We start from the raw sequence: 22,690 nt of genomic DNA on the forward strand, positions 1-22,690 counted from the left end.
ATTGTCCATATCCATTGTCCTTATACGGTATTTTTAAAATAAAGAACGGCTTTTTTGATATCACTTAAAAGCGGAAGTGTAAACAGGACGATCAATATACATTCTGAAGCAAATTTAACAACTTTAGTCAATGCTTCATTTTCAAAATTTATCAGCTTGTCGAGTTCACTTGATGCCACGCAAACCAAAACCAACAAGATCAGCCATAAGATCGCCGCAATGAAATAATTTCCCGTGGTTCTGAGGGCAAAGCCAAATAATGAGCATACATCATAGATAAGTATGATACTCAGGAGCATTTGTAAAATTTCCTGAACATATTTAATGGGTGTTGGGTCTTCAAGACCTGTAAATGCAGTCTTGGCATAAAAAACAGCGCAGACTATGCATATTATTATCTTCAGAATAAAGCCGCCCGGATTGAAAACCAGAGTTTTTTCACTATCCGACATTTTTCTCCCCCTAATCCGCAAATTCCTCAGGCGTCTCAAGAGTTATCCTGCCAAGCTTTCCGCTCCGAAACTCGTCAAGCACGGTTATAGCTGCTCTCTCGGTGTTTATCTCTCCCCCCGAAATGAGCATACCCCTTGCCTTTCCCACTCTCATAAGAAGCTCATAGCCCGAAAGGCAGCCCATAGCTTCGCCGCTTTCGGTCATTTCGTCCTCCTCGGGAGTTTCGAGGTTTATCTTATAACGCTCTTTAAGCCCTTGGGGATAAAGCTCTCTGAGTCTTACAAGAAGTCTGCAGGCAAGCAGCTCGGTGTCCACAACGTCGTCCTTCACAGCACCCGTAAACGCAAGCTTTTCTCCGACAGACATATCCTCAAATTTTGGCCACAGCACGCCGGGCATATCCAGAAGCTCAATGTCATTATCCACCATTACCCATTGCTTTTCACGGGTAACGCCGGGGCGGTCCTCAACCTTAGCCTTTTTCTGCCCGGCCATACGGTTAATAAACGAGGACTTGCCAACGTTGGGTATACCCACCACCATAAGGTGCAGTACTCGTCCGCTCATACCCTTTGCGGCATACTTTTCAATAAGCGGAGCAAGAGTCTCCCTTACCGCAGGGACAAACCTGTTAAGCCCTCTGCCTGTTCTGCAGTCCGCAGGAACGGCGCAAATGCCATCTTTTCGGAAAAACTCCACCCAGCTCTGAGTTATCTTCTCGTCAGCAGCGTCGCACTTGTTCAGTATCACGATACGGGGCTTGCCCTCCACAAGGGTGTTTATCTCGGGGTTTCTGCTGGACATTGGAACCCTTGCGTCAATGACCTCCACAACTGCGTCCACAAGCGGCAGACACTTTTCCATCATTCGGCGGGTCTTGGTCATATGCCCGGGAAACCACTGTATTGACGGTATTTCGTTCATCTGCCATACTCCTTAAAACTCAAAAGAGGAAAGCAGGCGAAAGGCGAATGTCTTTCCGTCTGTCTTTCCTCCGTAAAATTTATGTGCCTGTTTATTCAACAGTTCCTATACGATCCATAGGCCAGATCCTGAAAATGACCTTTCCAACTATCTCGTCCTCGGGAATGAAGCCTATCTTTGAGCTTCTGCTGTCGGCAGAGTGCATTCTGTTGTCACCCATCACGAAATAATTTCCCTCGGGAACGGTGACAGGATACTCAAAAGCGCCTTCGTCAAGCTGAGTAAGCTCGTTTATGTAGTCTTCCTGAAGAACTTCGCCGTTGACTTTAACAACGCCGCTTTCAAAGTCTATGTCCACCTGATCGCCGCCCTGAGCGATAACACGCTTAACAATGGGCTTGCCCAGGCTCTTGCTGTCTACTATAACAATATCGCCCTTTTCGGGGGTATAGAAAAGATGATGAACAATAAGCTTCTCGCCGTCCTGAAGAGTAGGAACCATTGACTCACCGTCAACGTTTGCCTGTCTGAGCAGGAAGGTGAAAACAAGGATCACAGCGAAAAATGCGAATATTATGGTTTCCGACCACTCAAGAAACTCCTCATAGGGAGTGCCGTTTTTCTTATTTTCGTCAGCGTCCAGCGCTTCATAATTGATCTGAAACTTAGCCATTATGCTCATCCTTTCGTATTCCGTCTGGGACGGTCACCTGCGTTAATAGCAAAAAAGGGAACTGCTCATAAGTCCCCAAGCGACCGATAAAAAAGCATTTAAGGTACACAGCGGAGCGTATGCTGCGCTGTGTACAATATAAGCTTTTCGGTCAATTGAAAGGAGTCCTATTCCTTTCACATTATGCGGCAGATTACTGGATCTGCTCCTTGACCTTTGCAGCCTTGCCGACTCTGTCTCTGAGGTAGTAAAGCTTGCTTCTTCTGACTTTACCGTTTCTAACAACCTCTACCTTGTCAACAACGGGAGAATGTACAGGGAAAACTCTCTCGATGCCGCAGCCGTGAGCAACACGTCTGACGGTGAAGGTCTCCTGAATGCCGCCGTGTCTCTTAGCGATAACGGTGCCCTCGAAAACCTGGATTCTGTACTTCTGACCTTCCTTGATCCTTACGTGTACCTTAACGGTATCGCCCACCTCGAAAGCGGGAACCTCAGCCTTAAGGCTTGAGTCGCTGATAAGCTTGAGTGCGTCCATTTTAATATCCTCCTAAAATATCAAGACATTCTTACCCCACATAATATCCCCTCAAAAAGACGCCTGAGAGGGCGGAGCAGCGGACTATCCTTTTAATGTTGCAAACATACTGCCTGCAGCACTAATCTCGTCTTTTCGGCGCATAGGCATACTTCGACGGATTTTAAATGCGTATTTATTTTACCATATCTGCATAAAAATTTCAATAGTTTTTTCTCATATTTAAATTTTCTGCATTTTATTCAAATGCTGCACCGTCTGCGCAAAGTATATTTGTGCGTTTTGCACAATGAAGCTCTGCTTTTATTTCACAGGAATTACAGTATTCAAGGAAAGATTCGGTAAAAACGGCACAGTTAAGATTAAGCTCATTTCCTGCGGGGAGCCTGAGTGCCGTCATTATCCCGTTTTCACATTCCGAAACGCTCAGAATATTGATATGTGGCTTTATATCCACCTCTATCATACCCTTTTTCTTTGAGTGCTTCATAACCTTAATGCTCTCCTGCGAGATATATCCCGAAACAGCCGCCTTCAAAGCTCCTGTATCACCCGAAAAAAACGTCTCATATTCCGCAAAGCCGATGTCCTTGTTGGGGTGAACGGGATAAGCCGCCGAAACTATCCTTATCCCCTCGGGACAAACCCCGTTAAGCTTTTCTGTTATCTCCTCAAAGCTAACGTCCTCGACTATCGCCATATCCATAGGCTCTCTTACGCCCTCGGTGCCCAGAGAAAGCGCCAGGGGAAAATTCAGATATATCCTCGGATTAAAGCCCTCTGAATACCATACGGGAAGTCCCGAACGCTTCAAAGCCCTCTGCATAGTCCTCAGCAGGTCGAGGTGGGAAATGTAGATCGCCCTGTCCTTTTTTTCAAAAAAGACCCTGATGTTTTTCTTATCCAAAGCATTCCCTCCCAGCCGCCTTGTTAACGCCGCAGCCGCTGCACATTTCACGGCAGCTTTTTGTGACCTTTCCCTCTTTAGCCTTTTTGTTTTCTCTCACAAAAAAGCTCTTGTCTATCATATAATCAAGGTGATCCCAAGGAGTGACCTCGTCATAATCCATAGCTCTGTGAGCGTAAAAATCAATATCCGTACCCGTGTCCGCAAAAGCCGCCATCCATTCATCATAGCGGTACATCTCGTCCCAGCCGTCAAATTTGCAGCCCCGTTCCCAGGCACGCTTTATAACAGCCCCAAGCCGCCTGTCGCCCTTTGCCAGAGCAGCCTCAAGAATGCTTATGCGGAAATTGTGATAGCTTACATTTATATACCTCTTGCCCTTTGTGCTGTCAAGAAGCAGCTTCTGACGGCGGTTTATCTCGTCAATGCTTATCTGCGGCTCAAACTGAAAAGGAGTAAAGGGCTTCGGAACAAATGTGGCACAGCTTATTGAAATAGAAAGCTTCTGACCTCTCGGACGGTTTTTCATATTGAAATACAGGTCGGCAATACGCTTAGCAAGGTCGGCAATGCCGATAATGTCCTCGTCCGTCTCGGTGGGCAGACCCATCATAAAATACAGCTTCACACCCGCATATCCGCCCTCGAAAGCAGTTTTACAGGCGGACATTATCTCCTCCTCGTCAATGTTCTTGTTGATAACATCACGAAGTCTCTGAGTGCCCGCCTCGGGAGCAAAGGTAAGACCGCTCTTTCTCACCTTTGAAAGCTGTTCCATAAGATTTTTGTTAAAACGGTCGATACGCATTGAAGGCAGCGCAAGATTTACCCTTTCGCCCTCGGTGTACCCCGTCATTTCCGTTAGCATTTCCTCAATATCCGAGTGGTCACTTGTGCTGAGAGACGCAAGAGACAGCTCCTCATATCCCGTAGACTCGCATAAAGCCTTGGCTTCATTAACAATAGTACCCGTAGATTTTTCCCTGAATGGTCTGTAAATAAATCCCGCCTGACAGAAGCGGCAGCCCCTTATGCACCCTCTGAGAACTTCCACAACTGCCCTGTCGTGAACTATTTCGGAAAAAGGCACCACAAAGCTTTCGGGATAAAAAACCTTGTCAAGGTCGGCAATTATACGCTTTGTGACCTTCTCCGGAACGCCCCCGCAAACAGGCTCTACCTTCTCAATGCGCCCGTCCTCAAGGTAAGACACATTATATAATGAAGGCACATAGATACCCTTTATCCCCGCCGCACGGAGCAAAAATGCCTTTTTAGTGTACTCGCCCGACTTTTTCATCTTCTCATAAAGCTCCATCAGCTCTATGTTGACCTCCTCTCCCTCGCCGATAACAAAAAGGTCAATAAAGTCGCACAGCGGCTCGGGATTGCAAACGCAAGGACCTCCCGCAATGACAACAGGGTCATTCTCACCCCTCTCGGCAGCAAGCACATTCAGCCCCGCAAGGTCCAGCATATTAAGGATATTAGTGTAGCAAAGCTCGTACTGAACGGTAAAACCGATAAAGTCAAAATCCTTTATGGGGTCAAGGCTCTCAAGCCCATACAGCGGAATGTCATTTTCACGCATAAGCTCCTCAAAATCCACCCAGGGAGCAAAAACTCTCTCGCACCACCAGTTCTCACGGGCATTTTTCAGCGAGTAAAGAATTTTCATACCAATGTGGGACATACCCACATCATAAGCGTCGGGAAAGCAGAAAGCAAACCGCACGTCCACCTTGCTTTTGTCCTTCACAACGCTGTTAAGCTCACCGCCGATATATCTTGAGGGGGATTTTACTTTTAAGAGTAGCTTTTCAATTTTTTCTCGAAGATTTTCCATATTTCACCTTTCATATCCGAACAGCCTCCCCCGAAAGCTCGGGAATAAGCCTTAAAATTTCCCTTACAACACCATTATCATCATTAGAAGGAGCAATAAAACCGGCATTCTCCTTCAAAATCGGGTGAGCATTTTCCATAGCAAAGCTGTATTTGCAGCAGCCCATCATTTCCAGGTCATTGAGATAATCCCCGAAAACCATAGCCTCCTCAAATCCTGCTCCCAGCTTGTCCATCAGTTTTTTCACCGCATTTCCCTTGTTAACGTCTTTCCCCACAATATCCACCCATTGAGTATTGGAAAGAATAACATTGTAACTGTCCGAAAACCGCTTCATTGCAGGATATGTGAGCTGTTCCGCATTCCTGTCAAAAAGAGCCACCTTGATAATATGGTCATTTCCGACAAAATCCTCAAGCCGATTAAGCACACTCAGCCTCGCACAATAAATATTGCAGCTCTCGGAAAATTCGGGGTCGCTGTCCGTAACATAAGCTGACTTTTCCCCCGACAAAAGCACCCTCACACCATCATCATACAGCTCACGGGCGCATTTTATCATCTCCAGCACGCCCTCGTCCGCCATCGGCAGGGAATAAACGCATTCTCCCTTTTCAAAAGCAATGCCGCCGTTTTCGGCAATAAACATCATCTTGTCTCTCACAGGCTCAAAAAGCCGCTCCACGCCGTAATACTGTCTCCCCGAAGCGGCAGCGAAAACCACGCCGCTGCGGTGCATACGCTCCACAAGCTCAAAAAATCCCTCGGGCAATTCGTGGGAGCTGTTTAAAAGAGTGCCGTCCAGATCGGCTGCAATAAATTTTATAATATGAGTTCAATCCTTTCAAAAATCATTTCCGAAACACATTATATCATATTTCCCCATAGATTTCAAGGACGAATTTAAGAGTGCTTTCACCCCGTTATCAATATTATTGTATGTACATTATAGCACATTTGTTCCAAAAGCCAATACCCTACAGAAACAAAAGTGCCAAATAAACCGAATTTCGTATAAATGCCCAAAATCCTATAAGCATAATTGTTAATACAGCACATATATTCCAAAAAGGGCTGCCGCAAACCCACGCAGCAGCCCCACAAAAATTATTTGCAGAGACCCTTAAAAAACTCCACAGCCCCCGAAATATCCTTGTCGTCGGGGTGCCCCTTAGCAATGCCGCCCACAAGCTTGAAAGGACCGTATGTATCAAATCCCCGACAGCCGTATTCACCCAGAATATCCGCACCCTTTGAGACTGCAATATCCTTTATCGCTTTAGTGTAGTTCTTACCCATAGAGCCGCAGGTAAATATGAAAAACACCTTCTTGTTTTCGGGCAGACATTTTCCTGCAAGCTCTAAAACCTTTTCATTCATCTTGCTGAAATATATTCCCGAAGCAAAGCCGATAAGCTCATATCCCGACAAATCAGTCTCGCTTACCTCCGAAGCGTCAATAAGGGTCACATCTCCCTCCTTTTCGATCTCGTCCAGCAGCTTTTTAGTGTTGCCGTGGTGCTTTGAATAATAAACAATAGCAGTTTTCATAATAATATCCTTTCACATATGTATATAATAACCAAACGGTAACTCAGCCCTCCGAGTTACCGCCAAAGAAACCGTATCTGTTGTAAATTCCCGCCGCAGAAACGCCGGAAAGCTGAGCTAAATTCTGAAGCTCCGAACCCTTCTTAGCCATCTTTGCGCCATAGGAATAGCTGCCCTTGAATAATGCCCTTGCCTGCTCCGTATTTTCGCCGAGCACCTTTTCGTCCACCGACAGAGTGCCGTCATCGCCCACAGTAATGCCTGCCTTTGAAAGAGCGCTCTCAAAGGAACGGGTAATGCCCGTCATACTGTCGCCCGTAAGCTTTGCAGCATAACTCGACGTATTTTTAAGAGCGTTCACAGCACCGTTGCAGCTTTCCGCAAAGCCCTTGACCTCTTCCGTCAGCTTTTCGGTTGACATCTCCTCAGCCGCCATAAGCTTGACAGCGGAAAGACTCATAGCCTGAGCGCTTTCTCCCAGCTTTGCCGCATTTTCCGTCTCGGTGAGAGAAACGCTCTGATAATATTTTGAAACAGAATTTTCCGAGGTGTCCGTCCGGTTGAGATAGGTCTTTCCCGTTTTTTCGCTGAGCTTTGAGTAAGCCTTTTTCAGCATTTTCGAGTTAACGGAGGAACGGTTCAGCAGGGAAGCAAGCTGATTTGAAGTGCTGTTTCCCGAGCGGCTGTACATATTTGCTCTGTAATGGTCGATACCTCTGAGCGCCATAGCCATATCTCCTTACTGCTTTTTATTGTCAGCCATCTGCTGCTTTGCGGTAGACAGCATAAGCTTTATTCTGTTTTCCTGATTAACTCTCGTCGCACCGGGGTCGTAGTCAATAGGAACAATGTTTGACTGAGGGAAAGTCTCTCGGAGCTTACGTATCATACCCTTGCCGATGATGTGATTGGGCAGACAGCCGAAAGGCTGAGCGCAGACAATGTTATTGATGCCCATATGGATCATATCCACCATCTCGGCAGTCAGGAGCCAGCCCTCGCCCATCTTGTTTGCAGGGGAGATATACGGCTCAACGTCTTTTTTAGCCTTCTCAAAGGGAGTAGGACCGAAAAATCTCGTACCTTTAACTGCCTTGATTATCTTGTTCTGCATCATTTTGAAGAAGCCCTTGACAGCGGTGGAAGCAATGTATTTTTTGTATTTAACGTGATAAAGCTCGGTCTCCACCACGTGGTGATCGCCCATAAAAATAAGGAAGTCGATAAGACCGGGGCAGTACACCTCACAGCCCTCTGACTCAAGGAATTTCTGAAGCTCGTTGTTGCCGAGAGGGGAGTATTTGATGAATATCTCGCCCACAATGCCAACCTTTATCTTTTCGGGGTCGGGGGTGTAGGGAATATTTCCGAAATCCTCAACTATTTCCTTTGACACCTTGTCGAAAGCGCCAAAGTTGAAGTTTATCTCCACAAGCTTGTCCACCCACTTGTCAATGAGTCTGTCACAGTCTCCCTTGTTGTTCTCGTAGGGGCGAACCTGATTGGATATGAGCATTATCAGGTCTGCATAGCACACAGCGGTAATAAGGTCTGCAAGAAGGGCAGGGGTAAGATGGAAGCCGGGATTCTTTTCAAGGCTTGCCAGGTTCAGGGAAATAACGGGGACCTGCTCCATACCGCACTTTTTCAGAGCCTTTCTGATAAGATGGATATAATTGGAAGCTCTGCAGCCGCCGCCCGACTGTATCATCATAAGAGCGGTCTTGTTCACGTCATACTGACCCGATTTAAGAGCGTCGATAAACTGACCTATGCACAGCAGGGCAGGATAGCAGGTGTCATTATGAACGTAGCGCAGACCCTCGTCCACGATACGTCTGCCCGTAGTGGTGAGCAGCTTCATTCTGTATCCGTGATTGTTGAAAATCCTTTCGAGAAGTCTGAAATGTATGGGAAGCATATTTGGGATAAGAATAGTGTATTCCCGCCGCATTTCTTCCGTAAAGAGCAGTCTGCCCTGTTCGTTGTAAATAAGCTCTGCCATAAGGGTCTATCATCCTCGTTTCATTGATAATACAGAGTAATTATATCACATTCGTCTAATTTTTACAAGTCCTTTTGAAATTTTATTTATTAGAAAGTGATGAAAAGTTATTGGCAAAATTATTAAGAAATTCCACCCAGTTTTCTCCCGCAACAAAAACATCATCAGCAATAATGTAAATTCTGCCGCTCTCACCGATAGCGATAAAGTCATCATTTATAAGCCCCAGCGGGATAATATAGTCGTTCATACCATCGGAAAGCTGCTTGAAAAGGTGAGCCGCCTCGTAGATATTTTCGGGATAGACCACCATCTTGTTTTCAATGTCTCCGTTTTCGGTAATGATGAACTGTCCGTTTTCAAACTGTCCGTGCTTGCCAATAGAGAGCATATAAAAATCGTTGATGATATCCCTTGCGGTGTCCGATACCCGATAGCCCTCCTCATCATAAAACGCAAAACATTCATCTATGGAATCCTCGGACATAAAACGCTGTTTGCCGTAGCCGCAGGACTCTATAAGCTTTCTCGCTCTTTCCGAAAGACCGTTAAGCTCCATTTATCTGTTCATTCCTTTCAAATACGTCCCGAAGGGCGATAAAATACCAAATTACATTATACACCTCCGTGAAAAAAAAGTCAAGCACCCGGAAAATCCCTAACTTTATTATTTTTTATTTATTCTTTATTCTTTAAATTTTTGAACCGAAAACTTCGAACAGCTCGTTTATCTGTACCTGTTCATCACCACAGCGTCTGCAATGCTTTTGAAAACGGGACCGCAGGTGATATTTCCCGAAACGCCCTCCTCTATCATCACCGTCACCGCATATCTCGGCTCATCAGCAGGAAAAAATCCCGTAAACCAGCAGTTCAGCTTCTCATTTCCGTATTCGTCATATGTCCAGGTCTGAGCGGTGGAGGTCTTGCCGCCGCCTGTTGTAAATTCGGGTATAGCCGCCGAATTTGCCTTGTACATAGTTGATATCATAAAATCCTTCAGCTTGTCGGCGGTGGACTTTTTCATCACACGGGTAAAGGTCTTTATCTCTGCCGATACAGCCTTGTCGCTCCGCCTGTCGGTAACGCCGTTTATAAGAACGGGTGAGGGACATTCTCCTCCGTTGGCAATGGCGGCGGTGAGCATAGTTATCTGCAGGGGAGTTGCGGTGAGTTTTCCCTGCCCGAAGGAAAAATTCGCCTTTTCCTCGGGAACGAGAAGATCTCCTATGCTCGGCAGATTTCCCTTTGCCGAGGTTATTCCCGGGGCGAAATATTTACCCTCTCCAAAGCCCAGCCCTGCCGCAAAATCGTGAAAATACTCCGCAGGAAGATCCTGCCCGAGACAAATAAAATACGGATTGCAGGACTCCACCATCGCCGTTCTCATATCCATTCTGCCGTGACCGCCGAAACGGTGACAGCCGAACTCGTCCTGCCTTACCGTAATGCTGCCCGTGCAGTCATAGGCATACTCCTCGGAAATGTCGTATTCAAGCGCCGCACCTGCTGTCACAAGCTTGAAGATCGAACCCACGCTGTAAGCGGAAAATGCCCTGTTTATAAAAGGGGAATCCTGAGAATTGAGACTGGCTTCGGGGTGAGACGGGTCAAAGGACGGCTTGCTGACAACGGCGCAAAGCTCTCCCGTAGAAATATCCATTACAATGGCGGCACCCCTGTCCACGTCCTTCATAGCATCCTCCGCCGCACGCTGAATAGCGTAGTCGATAGATGTGCATATGCCCGTTTTAAAGCTTGTGACCCACCGCATATCAATTCCGTCGCCCTCAAGGAGATCGCCCCTTGCGTCCACGCTGTAGCTTAGTGTAACGGAGCTTTTCGGCTCTCTTAAAACGGAATCATAAGCCTGCTCAAGACCGCACACCCCGTGCCCGTCGCTGGTGTACCCGATAATGTGAGCGCAGAGACAGTCATCGCCGTAACGCTCCGAAACAGGTATCACCGTAACGCTTTTAAGCTCAGTTGTGTCCACGCCGCAGAGAAAAAGTGCGTCACCGTCAATGCAGCTTTCATATTTTTCCAAATCGGTGATATGCCCAAGAAGCTCATTTTTGTCGGCAGTCTCGGGATTTATCACCGCAATGTACTCCTCGCTCCTGTTCACAAGCCGTCTGCCGTTTCTGTCAAATATCTCCCCGTAGGCGCTCACCACCGTCACCTCTCTGGGTGCGGACATATCGTATTTCATATACACATCGCTGTTAATGTTTATGACCATCAGCCGCCACAGCAGAAAAATACCCGTAAAGCCCGTAAGTCCTGCACAGGCAAGCAGCCTTTTGCTTAAAGATTCCAAAATGCTCCCTCTTTCACTTATTTTGTCAATAAAATTATTGCCGTATCGTGGCGGGCTTATTCAGAAAATCCGACCTTAGGAGCGGTTATTTATCCGACGCTCCCTGCATAGAATTAACTGTATTCAATATGGAAATCGGAAAGGAAGGTTTTAAAAATGACAAAGTATTATCCCGAGGGCGCTCTTATAAATACTCCCGAAAATAAAGCAAAGCTCAGAAGCCTTGAAACTCTTGAAGCTGCGGCGGAGAGCGGAGCCATACTTGAAGCAAGAGCGGCAGTATGCGACAGCAGCCACGACCTCATTGTAGAGCTGCCCTGCGGACGGGGGATAATTCCCAGAAACGAGGGAGCGGTGGGCATCGAGGACGGCTCCACAAGGGATATCGCCCTGATAACAAAGGTAAACAAGCCCGTTTGCTTTAAGGTGATAAAGGCGGAGATGAAGGACGGAGCGGTGGTGGCAGAGCTTTCCCGGAGAGCAGCACAGGAGGAATGCCTGGAAAAGTACGTAAGCAGGCTGAGAACGGGGGATATCATTCCCGCAAGAGTAACTCACCTTGAGCAGTTCGGCGCATTTGTGGATATCGGCTGCGGACTGCCCTCCCTCATACCCATAGATTCAATGTCCGTCTCAAGAATATCCCACCCCTCGGACAGATTTTCCGTAGGACAGTTCATAAGGGCGGCGGTGAAGGGGATAAACGGCAGCAGGATATGGCTCACCCACAAGGAACTGCTTGGAACGTGGGACGAAAATGCAGCCCGATTTTCCTGCGGCGAGACGGTCTCGGGAATAGTCCGCTCGGTGGAGGACTATGGCATATTCGTGGAGCTTGCCCCGAACCTTGCAGGGCTTGCGGAGCCTAAGCCCGGGGTGAAGGCAGGGCAGTATGCGGGAGTGTACATAAAGGCGCTTATCCCTGAGAAAATGAAGGTGAAGCTCATTATAGTGGACGTTTTCGATTCCGACGCCCCCCCTGCGCCCCCCGAGTATTTCATTCCCCCCGAGGTCACCCATATTGACAGGTGGAGATATACTTCCTCGATGTCCGACAGGGTGATAGAAACGTTTTTTGAGTAAAAAATATCCCGAGGGGAATTTTGTTGTTCCTCTCGGGATATTTGTGCTTCCTGTCATCGGCTTTTAGTGCAATTTACTGAAATGCTTGATACAGTATTATTTTTTTCATATATATCAATAAAAAGTTTTACCTCATATTCGTCGGCATTAAATTTATATCTCATATTTGACTCGCTGTAATCAAAGTCATTCGGAATACCGAAAATCTCATTAACGTTTTCTTTTGAACTGTCAAATCCAAGTCCGCAGGAAGTATTTATACTAAGTCCTGCGGACTGACAGCGTTTCTTGTTAAAAGTAACAGAAGCTATTTCACAATCGGATATTTTGCTGATATCATTTTCGTCAGCCGCAAAGCTTGTTGTAAACATAAAGACGTTATTGTACATAATGTCAACATAAAAGCCTGTCTGTTCTCCATTGTATAAAGGACTGTTTTCATCAACATATTCAGCTTCATATGAAAACTTATCATCAAGCTCTGTAATTTTATTCAAATAAGTTGGCATAGTAAGCGTTTTGCCGTTTATCTGTACCATATTCCGCAAATCGTCCATTGTCATTCCGTCGGGAAGATATGTTTCCGACGGTGCTTCGGTGTCGGAAGAAATTTCGCTTGCCGCCGTACTTTCCGAAGCACTTCCGCTCTCGGCAACAGTAATATCCTCGGAAGCATCTGCCCCATTGCCGCACCCCGACAGCGCCATTGCCGAAGCCAAAAGCAGGAGCAGGGCGTTCTTTTTTGTCTTTCTCAGAAAATCGGTATGCATTTTATAAATCTCCTTATACAAATAATTTCTTTGTATTATTATCATAACACGATTAGCAAAAGTTGTCAACAATTTCCTGCAAAATATTCAAAAAAATCAAACCCCTGCAAAAATTTCAAAACCCCTTGAAATTCCCCAAAAAGTATAGTATAATGAAATTACCGTTTATTTTGAAAAAAAGGAGCATAAAAAAATGTACAAGGATATCATTGACACCATTGGCTACGTCGAGCAGGTCGATCCCGAGGTCGGCGAGGCAATGGCAAAGGAGCTTGCACGCCAGAAGAGAAACCTTGAGCTTATCGCCAGCGAGAATATCGTTTCCCCCGCAGTGATGGCGGCTATGGGCAGCGTTCTCACCAACAAGTACGCAGAGGGCTATCCCGGAAAGAGATACTACGGCGGCTGTCAGGACGTTGACATCGTTGAGAACATCGCCATCGAAAGAGCAAAGAAGCTTTTTGGCGCAAACTTTGCAAACGTTCAGCCCCACTCCGGCGCACAGGCAAACACCGCAGTTTATGTGGCTCTCCTCCAGCCCGGCGACACCGTTCTCGGAATGAGCCTTGCAGACGGCGGACATCTTACCCACGGCTCTCCCGTAAATATTTCGGGCAAATATTTCAACTTTGTTTCCTACGGCCTTGATGACGAAACAGAGATGATAAATTACGACACAGTTCAGAAGCTTGCAGAGGAGCATAAGCCTAAGCTTATCGTTGCAGGCGCATCCGCATATCCCAGAGCAATTGACTTCAAGAAGCTCTCCGAGATCGCTAAATCCGTAGGCGCATATCTTATGGTCGATATGGCTCATATCGCAGGACTTGTTGCCGCAGGTATGCACCAGTCACCCGTTCCCTATGCGGATATCGTGACCACCACCACCCACAAGACCCTGAGAGGTCCCAGAGGCGGTCTTATCCTCACAAATGACGAGGCTCTCGCAAAGAAGATAAACTCCGCTATATTCCCCGGCACACAGGGCGGTCCTCTTATGCACATCATCGCAGGCAAGGCTGTATGCTTCGGCGAGGCTCTTAAGCCCGAGTTCAAGGACTACGGCAGACGCATTGTTGAGAATGCGCAGGCTCTTGCAAAGGGACTTCTTGACAGAGGCTTCAACCTTGTTTCGGGCGGCACAGACAATCACCTTATGCTCGTTGACCTCCGTCCCTTCCATATCACAGGCAAGGAGCTTGAGAACCGTCTTGACGAGGTTTACATCACCGTTAACAAGAATGCGATACATAACGATCCCGAAAAGCCTTTCGTTACAAGCGGTATCAGAATAGGCACACCCGCCGTTACCACAAGAGGTCTCGGCGTAGAGGAAATGGAAAAGATCGCAGAGTACATCTACCTCTGCGCTACCGATTTCGAGAACAGCGCCGACGCTATCCGTGCAGGCGTTACCGAGATCTGCAAAAAGTTCCCTCTTTACGAATAATTAGCTTTTGACTTCGGGGGCAGGAGGCGGCGGTCTTCTGCCCCATTCACATTTTTATTTATTCTTAAAATTGCCGAATGACTTGCCGAAATTTAAACATTGGAGAAGGCATTATTGTAAAGGAGGACTTGTAATATGGACAGAATTACAATAAAATGCCCAAAGTGCGGTAATTGTTTTGAGACTGATCATGATTCGGACACGTTTTTTTGCAGTCGCTGCGGCTGCGGATATAAAATATTGCGTGAAGAGCAAAGTGATCCTGCACATCCGCAGAAAATCAGAATAATGAGCTTTGACAGGAATAAAAAGCAGGCTCCGATAAGTATTGGCAACAAGGGAGCATTACTGATAGTTTTAATAGCTTTCATTATATGGATAGTTATTTTTTTGATACTTAATACTTAATACATAATAAGAGCTTGTCCGCCCGGTCTGACCAACAGTCAAAATACTTTATAATAAACTTAAATTAACCTATACTCAGAAAGGAATGAAAGAAATGCCCTCACCCCTTGCGGACAGAATACGCCCGAAAACACTTGATGAAGTAGTGGGACAGCGGCATCTGCTTGACAAAGGCAGATATCTCAGACGGATAATCGACGGGGGAAATATCCCAAATATGATATTCTACGGACCCTCGGGTGTGGGCAAGACCACCGTTGCCCGGATAATCGCCGAAAACTCGGGAATGAAGCTCCATAAATTAAACGGCACCTCCGCAGGCATAGCCGATATCAAGGACGTTATCGCCGACACCTGCACTATTGACGGAATGAACGGAGTTCTGCTCTACCTTGACGAGATACAGTACCTCAACAAAAAGCAGCAGCAGTCTCTCCTTGAATATATCGAGAACGGGCAGATAACTCTCATTGCCTCCACCACCGAAAATCCCTATTTTTACGTGTACAACGCCATTCTCAGCCGAAGTGCGGTTTTCGAGTTCAAGCCCGTTACCGCCGAGGACGTTATCCCTGCGGTGGAAAGAGCATTTCGTGTGCTTTCCGAGGAGTCGGGTGTGAAGATAAAGGCGGAAAAGGGAGTCTGCGAGCATATTGCAAGGGGCTGCGGGGGAGATGTGAGGAAGTCTGTCAGCGTGTGCGAGCTGTGCTTTTTAGGAGCGGAGAACAACGGCACAGAAGCCATTGTCACCTTAGATGAAGCCAAAGCCCTTACCCAGCGGAGCAACAACCGCTATGACCGAGACGGCGACGAGCATTACGACATTCTTTCCTCTTTGCAGAAATCAATTCGGGGCAGCGATGAAAATGCTGCTCTCCACTATGCCGCAAGGCTTATCGAAGCGGGGGACATAATTTCACTCTGCCGCAGACTTCTCGTTATCGCTTCTGAGGATATCGGTCTTGCCTATCCTATGGCGGCGGCAGTCACAAAGGCGTGCGTTGACAGCGCATTGCAGCTTGGACTTCCCGAGGCACGTATCCCACTTGCCGAAGCTGTTATCCTCCTTGCCACATCGCCGAAGTCAAATTCGGCTGAGGCAGCCATCGACGCAGCCCTTGAAGATGTCCGCACAAAGGAATGCGGCACTCCGCCACGGCATCTGCAGAACAAGCACTGCGACAGCACCGACGCAGATGTGAAGGGTCAGCATTATCTCTATCCCCACGATTATCCGAATCACTACGTCTCACAGCAGTATCTTCCCGACCCAATAAAGGACAGGGTGTATTACAAATTCGGCGACAACAAGACCGAGCAGGCGGCGTATGCATACCGCAGGCATATACTTGATGAGAATGAGAAACATAGGCAGAAATAAAAAATCTGTGGGGAATTTTCTTAAATTTTCTTATTATAACAGATGAGTTTTCGCTTGTCATCACCTTTTTGGGTGAGTCGGAGAAAAAATAAAGAATTTCGTAAAGCATAATAAAAGCATGCGTAATTTGTCTGTAATATTTATGTAACAAACGGATTGAATAAAATTATTTCCTATGGTAAAATAAAGTCAATGCAGCAAAAGAATGCATAATATTTTATTTTAGGAGAGAAATTTTTATGAAAAGAAATATCGCAGCAATTCTTGCAATGTGTATGATGGCAGCAACAATGACAGCCTGCGGCGGAAGCAATGCTCCCGAGGAAACAGCAGCTCCTGCGCCTGCCGAAACTGCAGCCGCTGCCGAGACCGAAGCTGAGGCTGAAGACGAAGGCCCCGAAGAAGAACCCGAAGCAGAACCCGAGACAGAAGCTGAGGAAAGCGATGAAGAAGCCGATGCTTCCGAGGACTTTACCCTCCTTGATGTCAGCTCCGATATGATCGAGGCAGGCGTTTACGCTGTTGACGAGTTTCAGAACGAGCTTGTTTTCTCAATGTTCACCGCTCCTTCGGGAACAGCAATGGCTTCCCTTTTCGTATACTGCCCCGACGGTTCGGGCGATGTTATCTGCGGTACATATACTGCCGAGACCGAGACCGATGAGGACGGCATCAACTGGACAAAGCTTTCCGTTTCCGATGTTTACACCGGTGAAGGATATGTTATCGGCTTTGCCGAGTCCGCAGACGGTCAGGTGTACATCTTCAATCCTGCGGGAACAGTTTACGAGGGACAGTACCTTTCCGCCGATGATACGGTAGTTTATATGGGTACAGCTGTTGCCTTAATGGGCTGATAAGATAAATTTTCCTTCATAACTTCATGACCTCCTTAAAACTTACAAAGCCGACTGCTGCAAAAGTCGGCTTTGTCTGTATATATTTCTGAAAGGCAGGAATTATATGAGAAGTAAAAAAATACTTGCGGCAGTCTGTGCGGCGGCTGTATTTGCTGTAAGCGGCTGTTCGGATGATGAGATGACCTATTCCGAAAATACGGAGATATTGGCAGCCCCTTCTTCGGAAACGGAAAATGCCTCGGAAAACAGGGATAAGATATCCCCTTCAGAATTCGGTTTATCAATGAAGCTCGATGAAAGCGGAAAGCTGAGTATCAGCAGGAACACTCCCGGCTCTGTGCCGATGGGCGAGGAGGGCAGCTGGACGATCTTCGTATATCTCTGCGGAACAGACCTTGAAAGCGACGGCGGATTTGCCACCGGTGATATGAGTGAAATGCTGGAAGCTTCCACGGGCAGCAATGTGAGATTTGTGGTGCAGACAGGCGGTACATATGAATGGCAGAACGATGTCATAGGCTCGGACGGCATATGCAGATATGAGATATCGGAGGGGGAAATGTACCTGCTTGACGAGCAGCCTGCCGCTTCAATGGGCGATGCAGATACCCTGTCGGATTTCCTTAAATGGGGAGTGGAGAACTGCCCTGCCGCAAAAATGGGGCTTATCTTCTGGGACCACGGCGGCGGAAGCATTTCGGGAGTGTGCTTTGACCAGACCTGCGGAGACGACAGCCTTTTTCTTACGGAGATAAATTCCGCACTTTCGGAAGCGTCTTCATCAATGACGGACAAATTCGAGTTTATCGGCTTTGACGCCTGCCTTATGGGAACGGTGGAGGCGGCAAATATTCTTGCCTCATATTCAAGATATATGTACGGCTCGGAGGAACTGGAGCCGGGAGCAGGCTGGGACTATACCGCAATAGGCGATCATCTGGGCGAAGATCCCAATGCCGACGGAGCAAAGCTTGGAAAGGTAGTATGCGACAGCTTTTACGAGGGCTGTGAGGAGATAGATATGGGATCGGCTGCGACCTTTTCTGTTATTGACCTTTCTAAAATTGATGATGTTGTCACAAGCTTTAATGATTACGCCAAAGAGCTTTATGAAGTCTCTGAGGACATATCCGTGCTTTCCGCAATTAAAAGAAACGTTAAGAAAGCCGATAATTACGGCGGAAACAACAAGTCCGAGGGCTTTACCAATATGGTAGATCTTGCGGGAATAGTTAATTCGGGAGCGGACTATGCAGAGGGCGCTGACGAGGTGCTTGCCGCCATTGACAATGCGGTCATTTATAAGAGAAACGGCTCCGCCCATTCGGCAGCCTGCGGTATGGCGGCATTTTATCCGCTGGAGCTTCAGGGAAATACAGAGCTGAAAATTTTCGGAGATGTGGCGATAAGCCCCTATTACCTTTCCTTTGTGGACAGGACGATCTACGCAGGTACAACGGGCGGCAGTACGGAGGATTACGACAATTCTCCGATACTTGATTTCTGGAGCGGCTGGGGAAGTGAAGACGAGCTTGACAGTTACTTTGACAGCTGCGGCGACTGCGAGCCAACGGGAGAAAGCCAATTTATCGAATTTTATGACGAGCCGCAGCTTCTGGAGGACGGCACCTTCGGATTTTCTCTTACCGACGAGTCCCTGGAATATACTGCAGGCGTTCAGGCTAATGTTTATATGATCTCGGACGATGAAGAGGATATCATTGAGCTTGGCGTAAGTGCCGACATAATCCCCGACTGGGAATACGGCATATTTACGGATAATTTTGACGGATACTGGTTTTCTCTTCCCGACGGTCAGATACTTGCGGTCTATGTCGTTGACGAGTGCGACGGGTACGATATTTACACATCGCCCGTAATGATAAACGGTGAGGAAACAAATCTCAGAATTATCCACGACTATGTTAACGGTACTGTCACCATTGACGGGGTATGGGACGGCATTGACGAAAACGGTATGGCTGCAAGAACTGTTTACGAGCTGTGCGAGGGTGACTCCATAACACCGCTTTATTATGCTTATCCCATAGACGGGGACGGGGAGTTCTTTTATTACGGCAGCGAATATGTCTTTGACGGTGAACCCGAGATATACTTTGATCTGCTTTTTGACGGAGAATATCTCTACGGTTTTACCATTGACGATATTTTCGGTGATTATCTGATAACCGATTTTGTAAACTTTACCATTGACGGCGGGGATATTTATTACAGCGCCCTGTCATAAGTCCGTGCAGGACAGATTTCATAATGAGGTGATGTAAGGTGAGCAGCTACATAAAGCCCGGGGTGGCGTTCAAAAAGCTTGACGCAGCAAAGCTTTTAAAGCAGAACGTCTATATTTACGGTGCGACAGGCTACGGCAAGACCGAGCTTGTCAGGCAGTATTTCAGGAATGATAAATATATTTACATACCCTGCAGGCAAAACAGCTGCGACCTTTCGGTCATACCCGAAAAGAGCGGACGCTTTTTAGCCGTGGTCATAGATAATGTGAACGCTGTGGAAAGTGCGGATATCCGCAATGATATCAAAGCTCTTTGCGGCAGAAAAGACCTGTGGGTCATTATTATGGGCCGCAGCAGAATGCCGAGCTGGCTTTACGATACGATCATCACCAGAAATATGCTGCTTATCACCCAGGACGATCTTGCCTTATCCGAAGAAGGCATTGACAAGTATATGAGGTCGGAGGGGATAATCCTCACCGCTGAAGAACTGCGCTTTCAGAGACGGTGCAGCGAGGGAAATCTGTACGGGGTGAAATTTACCGCTCAGCAGCTCCTTGCAGGGGACAGAATAGGCAGGGAGCTTTTTGAAAAAAACAGCGCAATGTTTCAAAGCTACCTTGAGAACAGTATCATTTCCGAAATGGATACCGAAATAGTGGACTTTTTGCTGAAAATATGCATAGTCGATGATTTCACCGAGCCTCTGGCAAGGCTGTTAACGGGAAATTCCTCTGTGCTGGGTCTTATCGAGCGCACTCTTGATACGGGCAATTTCATTGACAATAAGGACGGTGTTTACACTCTTCATCCGCAGATGCTCAGATCGCTGCGGAAAAAAGCGGTCAAGGAGCTTTCGGAAAATGGACTTCATCACTATGCCATTCTTGCAGGCGGATATTACGAGCAGAGCGGCGAGGACGACAAAGCGCTAGATCTGTATGCAAAGTACAGCGAGTCTGCCCGTATCCGTGAGTTGCTTATCCGCAACTCGAGAAAAAATCCCGAATCGGGATATTACGTTGAAATGCGCAGATATTATCTTATGCTTTCAGATGCGGATATCGAAAGCAATGTATATCTGATGTCCGCTATGTCAATGCTTTATTCTATGCTTCTTGATTTTGACAAAAGCGAATACTGGTATAAAAAGCTGACGGAGTACCGTGACAGGGCAAAAGGTTCGGGCAGGCGTGAGGCGACTCAGCAGATAGTTTATCTGGACATTGCCCTTCCCGGCAGAGGGAGCCTGAATATCCTTGAGCTTATCATAAACTGCTATGCCCTGCTTACGGATAAGTCCATACCCTTCCCCGAATTTTCGGTCACCAGCAATCAGCCCTCGCTTATGAACGGGGGAAAGGATTTCTGCGACTGGAGCAAACACGACAGGGAAATTGCCGCCACCGCAGGAAAGATAGTAGTGACATTTCTTGGAAAGTACGGAAAGGGTCTTGTTAACGCCGCTCTTGCGGAAAGCTTTTTTGAAAAAGGCGGCGACCCCTTTGAAATAATGTCCCTTATTTCAAAGGCAAAGCTGGAAGCGGAGGCAGGGGGAAAGACCGAGCTTTGCTTTGCCGCAACGGGAACGCTTTTCAGGCAATATATTATTCTCGGTGACACAGGCAATGCAAGAGATCTGCTCGTTTCCTTTGAAAAGAAAGCCGGCAAGGAAGGCCTCAAGCGGCTTTATCCCGTCATTCAGGCTATGCAGTGCAGAATTTCGCTTTTTGAGGGTGATATGGAGGCAGTCGGGGACTGGATGAAAACGGCTCCCGATGAAAATGAGTATTTCATTGCATTTGAGCGATACAGGTATCTTACTAAGATACGCTGTTATATTGCAATGGAAAGCTATGACAGGGCGTATTCGCTTATTGAAGCTATGAACTATTACGCCGAGACCTGCGATAGGAAATACATTTCTATGGAGCTGGGTATCCTTACTGCCATTATTCGTTTCAGAACGGGCGCAGAGTGGGAAAACAGGTTTATAAGTGTACTTGAGAAGATATGCGAGTACAGATTTATCCCCATTCTCTCCTCGGAGGGCGGTGCAGTTTATGAGCTGCTCAGGCTTTGCGAAAGCCGCTGTGCGGAGAATAAGAAAATTGACAGAAAATGGTTTGAACGTGTACTTAGCGAAACGGGAAGAGTGGCAAGGCGTTATCCGATGTATCTCAAAAGCGGCGCAAGGGCTGTTCCCGAGCTGCAGCCTGCGGATATCCGCATACTCACCTGTCTGGCCGACGGTTTATCGGTTCAGAAAACTGCCGAAAAGCTGAACATCAACTACGAGACCCTGCGCTCGAGGATAAAGGAGATATACCGCAGGCTTGGTGCAAAAAACAAGACCGAGGCGGTCATGATAACACGGGAAATGAAGCTGATATGAGATCTCTCATAAGCAGTTCTTATGAGGTGTTCTTTGCTTTTCGGAGTTTATCGTTTTTTTTCGTAATCAAAATAATGTTTATAACAAAAGCCGCCTGCATTATCTGCAAGCGGCTTCGTTACGTGGTCTGCCCGACGGGAATTGAACCCACAGCCTTCAGAGTCGGAGGTATAATTTTCGCTTTTTACGTCTTGTCGCAATAACGCACAAATCACGATTTGAAGCCATTTCTGCAAGTTAGGCTTGTTGCACCTTATCGTATGTTATGGCGCACAAAAATAGCTTTGGCGCACAAATGGCGCACAAACAGCGCACAAAAAAATCAATGGAAAAGGGAGCAAAAAAATACCCTCAATGAGAAGAAACCCGCCCCGAAGTCTGAGAACTTGTCTCTGATCGGAGCGGGTCTGCTTTTATTCGATTATATGCTGTGGCTTCTCCTCGCTATTGGTGGTGATGTTCTCTTGATTTTCTCATTGTTCATTCTCCTTTGCTTTCATTCCACCGATAAAGGCAAAATACATTAAAGCGACCTCCGAAAGCGGTGTGCAGCCTGTCACTTTGCTAAGCATTTGAGCAGTCTTGATTACAGCCTTATCAAACTCTTTACCCTGTGGAGTATCTGCAAGAAAATTCAAAAAGGCTTTGACATTCTGCATCTCGTTTATATCTGATGTGATTTCTGAATTAGCCTCGATTATTGCGGCTCTTGTCTCTTCGCTCATTATTTAACTCTCTTTAAGTTTCCCCAAAAAGCAAGTATCAAATCCAAAGGAACAACGTAGGTAAGGGAAAAACGAGCAGAATTTTTTTGAAAAATGGAAAAAATAGTACAATAAAAGCTCCAATATGGTATAATGTTAATAACCACAAAAAC

Annotated in this window: 21 protein-coding genes; 7 read left to right on the forward strand and 14 right to left on the reverse strand. The window is 46.8% G+C overall.

Annotated elements, in window-relative coordinates; all coding sequences use genetic code 11:
* Positions 1–20: 20 nt before the first annotated feature.
* From ACR0QN_RS03175 to ACR0QN_RS03230, 12 genes are all read right to left on the reverse strand, one after another.
* Positions 21–452, reverse strand: a complete 432-nt coding sequence (locus tag ACR0QN_RS03175) for a hypothetical protein (RefSeq protein ID WP_432649746.1) — start codon at positions 450–452, stop codon at positions 21–23.
* A gap of 10 nt (positions 453–462) precedes the next feature.
* The gene (gene ylqF / locus ACR0QN_RS03180; RefSeq protein WP_432649747.1) at positions 463–1,377 is read right to left on the reverse strand and encodes a ribosome biogenesis GTPase YlqF; all 915 of its coding nucleotides are present in this window, start codon (positions 1,375–1,377) and stop codon (positions 463–465) included.
* Positions 1,378–1,468: 91 nt separating this feature from the next.
* On the reverse strand, positions 1,469–2,050 hold the full coding sequence (lepB, locus tag ACR0QN_RS03185) for a signal peptidase I (protein WP_432649748.1): 582 nt from the start codon (positions 2,048–2,050) through the stop codon (positions 1,469–1,471).
* 193 nt (positions 2,051–2,243) lie between these two features.
* Positions 2,244–2,588, reverse strand: a complete 345-nt coding sequence (rplS, locus tag ACR0QN_RS03190) for a 50S ribosomal protein L19 (protein WP_432649749.1) — start codon at positions 2,586–2,588, stop codon at positions 2,244–2,246.
* Between the two features lie 238 nt (positions 2,589–2,826).
* The gene (locus ACR0QN_RS03195) at positions 2,827–3,495 is read right to left on the reverse strand and encodes a TIGR03936 family radical SAM-associated protein (RefSeq protein WP_432649750.1); all 669 of its coding nucleotides are present in this window, start codon (positions 3,493–3,495) and stop codon (positions 2,827–2,829) included.
* Positions 3,488–5,341, reverse strand: coding sequence for a TIGR03960 family B12-binding radical SAM protein (locus ACR0QN_RS03200; protein WP_432649751.1), 1,854 nt, complete (start codon positions 5,339–5,341; stop codon positions 3,488–3,490). Before ACR0QN_RS03200 ends, ACR0QN_RS03195 begins: the two co-directional genes overlap by 8 nt.
* A gap of 10 nt (positions 5,342–5,351) precedes the next feature.
* Positions 5,352–6,170, reverse strand: a complete 819-nt coding sequence (locus tag ACR0QN_RS03205) for an HAD family hydrolase (RefSeq protein ID WP_432649768.1) — start codon at positions 6,168–6,170, stop codon at positions 5,352–5,354.
* A gap of 278 nt (positions 6,171–6,448) precedes the next feature.
* Complete coding sequence (locus tag ACR0QN_RS03210; protein ID WP_432649752.1) at positions 6,449–6,892, reverse strand: flavodoxin family protein; 444 nt, start codon at positions 6,890–6,892, stop codon at positions 6,449–6,451.
* Between the two features lie 43 nt (positions 6,893–6,935).
* Positions 6,936–7,619, reverse strand: coding sequence for a hypothetical protein (locus ACR0QN_RS03215; RefSeq protein ID WP_432649753.1), 684 nt, complete (start codon positions 7,617–7,619; stop codon positions 6,936–6,938).
* 12 nt (positions 7,620–7,631) lie between these two features.
* Positions 7,632–8,897 carry a 2-hydroxyglutaryl-CoA dehydratase gene (locus tag ACR0QN_RS03220; protein ID WP_432649754.1) on the reverse strand — a complete coding sequence of 422 codons (1,266 nt, stop codon included), beginning with the start codon at positions 8,895–8,897 and terminating at the stop codon, positions 7,632–7,634.
* Between the two features lie 82 nt (positions 8,898–8,979).
* On the reverse strand, positions 8,980–9,456 hold the full coding sequence (locus tag ACR0QN_RS03225) for an SUKH-3 domain-containing protein (RefSeq protein ID WP_432649755.1): 477 nt from the start codon (positions 9,454–9,456) through the stop codon (positions 8,980–8,982).
* A gap of 168 nt (positions 9,457–9,624) precedes the next feature.
* Positions 9,625–11,217 (reverse strand): peptidoglycan D,D-transpeptidase FtsI family protein, encoded by a 1,593-nt coding sequence (locus ACR0QN_RS03230; protein ID WP_432649756.1) that lies wholly within the window; start codon positions 11,215–11,217, stop codon positions 9,625–9,627.
* Between the two features lie 156 nt (positions 11,218–11,373).
* Between ACR0QN_RS03230 and ACR0QN_RS03235 the strand changes: the two genes are divergently transcribed.
* Positions 11,374–12,300 (forward strand): S1 RNA-binding domain-containing protein, encoded by a 927-nt coding sequence (locus tag ACR0QN_RS03235; RefSeq protein ID WP_432649757.1) that lies wholly within the window; start codon positions 11,374–11,376, stop codon positions 12,298–12,300.
* Positions 12,301–12,353: 53 nt separating this feature from the next.
* Here the strand turns inward: ACR0QN_RS03235 and ACR0QN_RS03240 are convergent, their stop codons facing one another.
* The gene (locus tag ACR0QN_RS03240; RefSeq protein ID WP_432649758.1) at positions 12,354–13,070 is read right to left on the reverse strand and encodes a hypothetical protein; all 717 of its coding nucleotides are present in this window, start codon (positions 13,068–13,070) and stop codon (positions 12,354–12,356) included.
* A 193-nt stretch (positions 13,071–13,263) separates the two neighbouring features.
* Here ACR0QN_RS03240 and glyA point away from each other — a divergent pair, with 193 nt between their 5' ends.
* From glyA to ACR0QN_RS03270, 6 genes are all read left to right on the forward strand, one after another.
* Positions 13,264–14,520: a serine hydroxymethyltransferase gene (glyA, locus tag ACR0QN_RS03245; RefSeq protein ID WP_432649759.1), complete on the forward strand. Its 1,257-nt coding sequence runs from the start codon at positions 13,264–13,266 to the stop codon at positions 14,518–14,520.
* Between the two features lie 135 nt (positions 14,521–14,655).
* The gene (locus ACR0QN_RS03250) at positions 14,656–14,928 is read left to right on the forward strand and encodes a hypothetical protein (protein ID WP_432649760.1); all 273 of its coding nucleotides are present in this window, start codon (positions 14,656–14,658) and stop codon (positions 14,926–14,928) included.
* Positions 14,929–15,022: 94 nt separating this feature from the next.
* Positions 15,023–16,309 carry a replication-associated recombination protein A gene (locus ACR0QN_RS03255; protein ID WP_432649769.1) on the forward strand — a complete coding sequence of 429 codons (1,287 nt, stop codon included), beginning with the start codon at positions 15,023–15,025 and terminating at the stop codon, positions 16,307–16,309.
* A gap of 239 nt (positions 16,310–16,548) precedes the next feature.
* Entirely contained in the window at positions 16,549–17,166 is a 618-nt protein-coding gene (locus ACR0QN_RS03260) for a hypothetical protein (RefSeq protein ID WP_432649761.1), read from the forward strand.
* A 106-nt stretch (positions 17,167–17,272) separates the two neighbouring features.
* Positions 17,273–19,417 carry a clostripain-related cysteine peptidase gene (locus ACR0QN_RS03265; protein ID WP_432649762.1) on the forward strand — a complete coding sequence of 715 codons (2,145 nt, stop codon included), beginning with the start codon at positions 17,273–17,275 and terminating at the stop codon, positions 19,415–19,417.
* Positions 19,418–19,455: 38 nt separating this feature from the next.
* On the forward strand, positions 19,456–21,813 hold the full coding sequence (locus tag ACR0QN_RS03270) for a LuxR C-terminal-related transcriptional regulator (protein WP_432649763.1): 2,358 nt from the start codon (positions 19,456–19,458) through the stop codon (positions 21,811–21,813).
* A 473-nt stretch (positions 21,814–22,286) separates the two neighbouring features.
* On the opposite strand, the gene ACR0QN_RS03275 is transcribed toward ACR0QN_RS03270, so the two are convergent.
* A complete protein-coding gene (locus ACR0QN_RS03275) occupies positions 22,287–22,538 on the reverse strand; it encodes a hypothetical protein (RefSeq protein ID WP_432649764.1) in 252 nt (83 codons plus the stop codon).
* Positions 22,539–22,690: the final 152 nt, after the last annotated feature.

Origin of the sequence: Huintestinicola sp. (assembly GCF_050874005.1) — a bacterium.
GTDB lineage: Bacteria > Bacillota > Clostridia > Oscillospirales > Ruminococcaceae > Huintestinicola.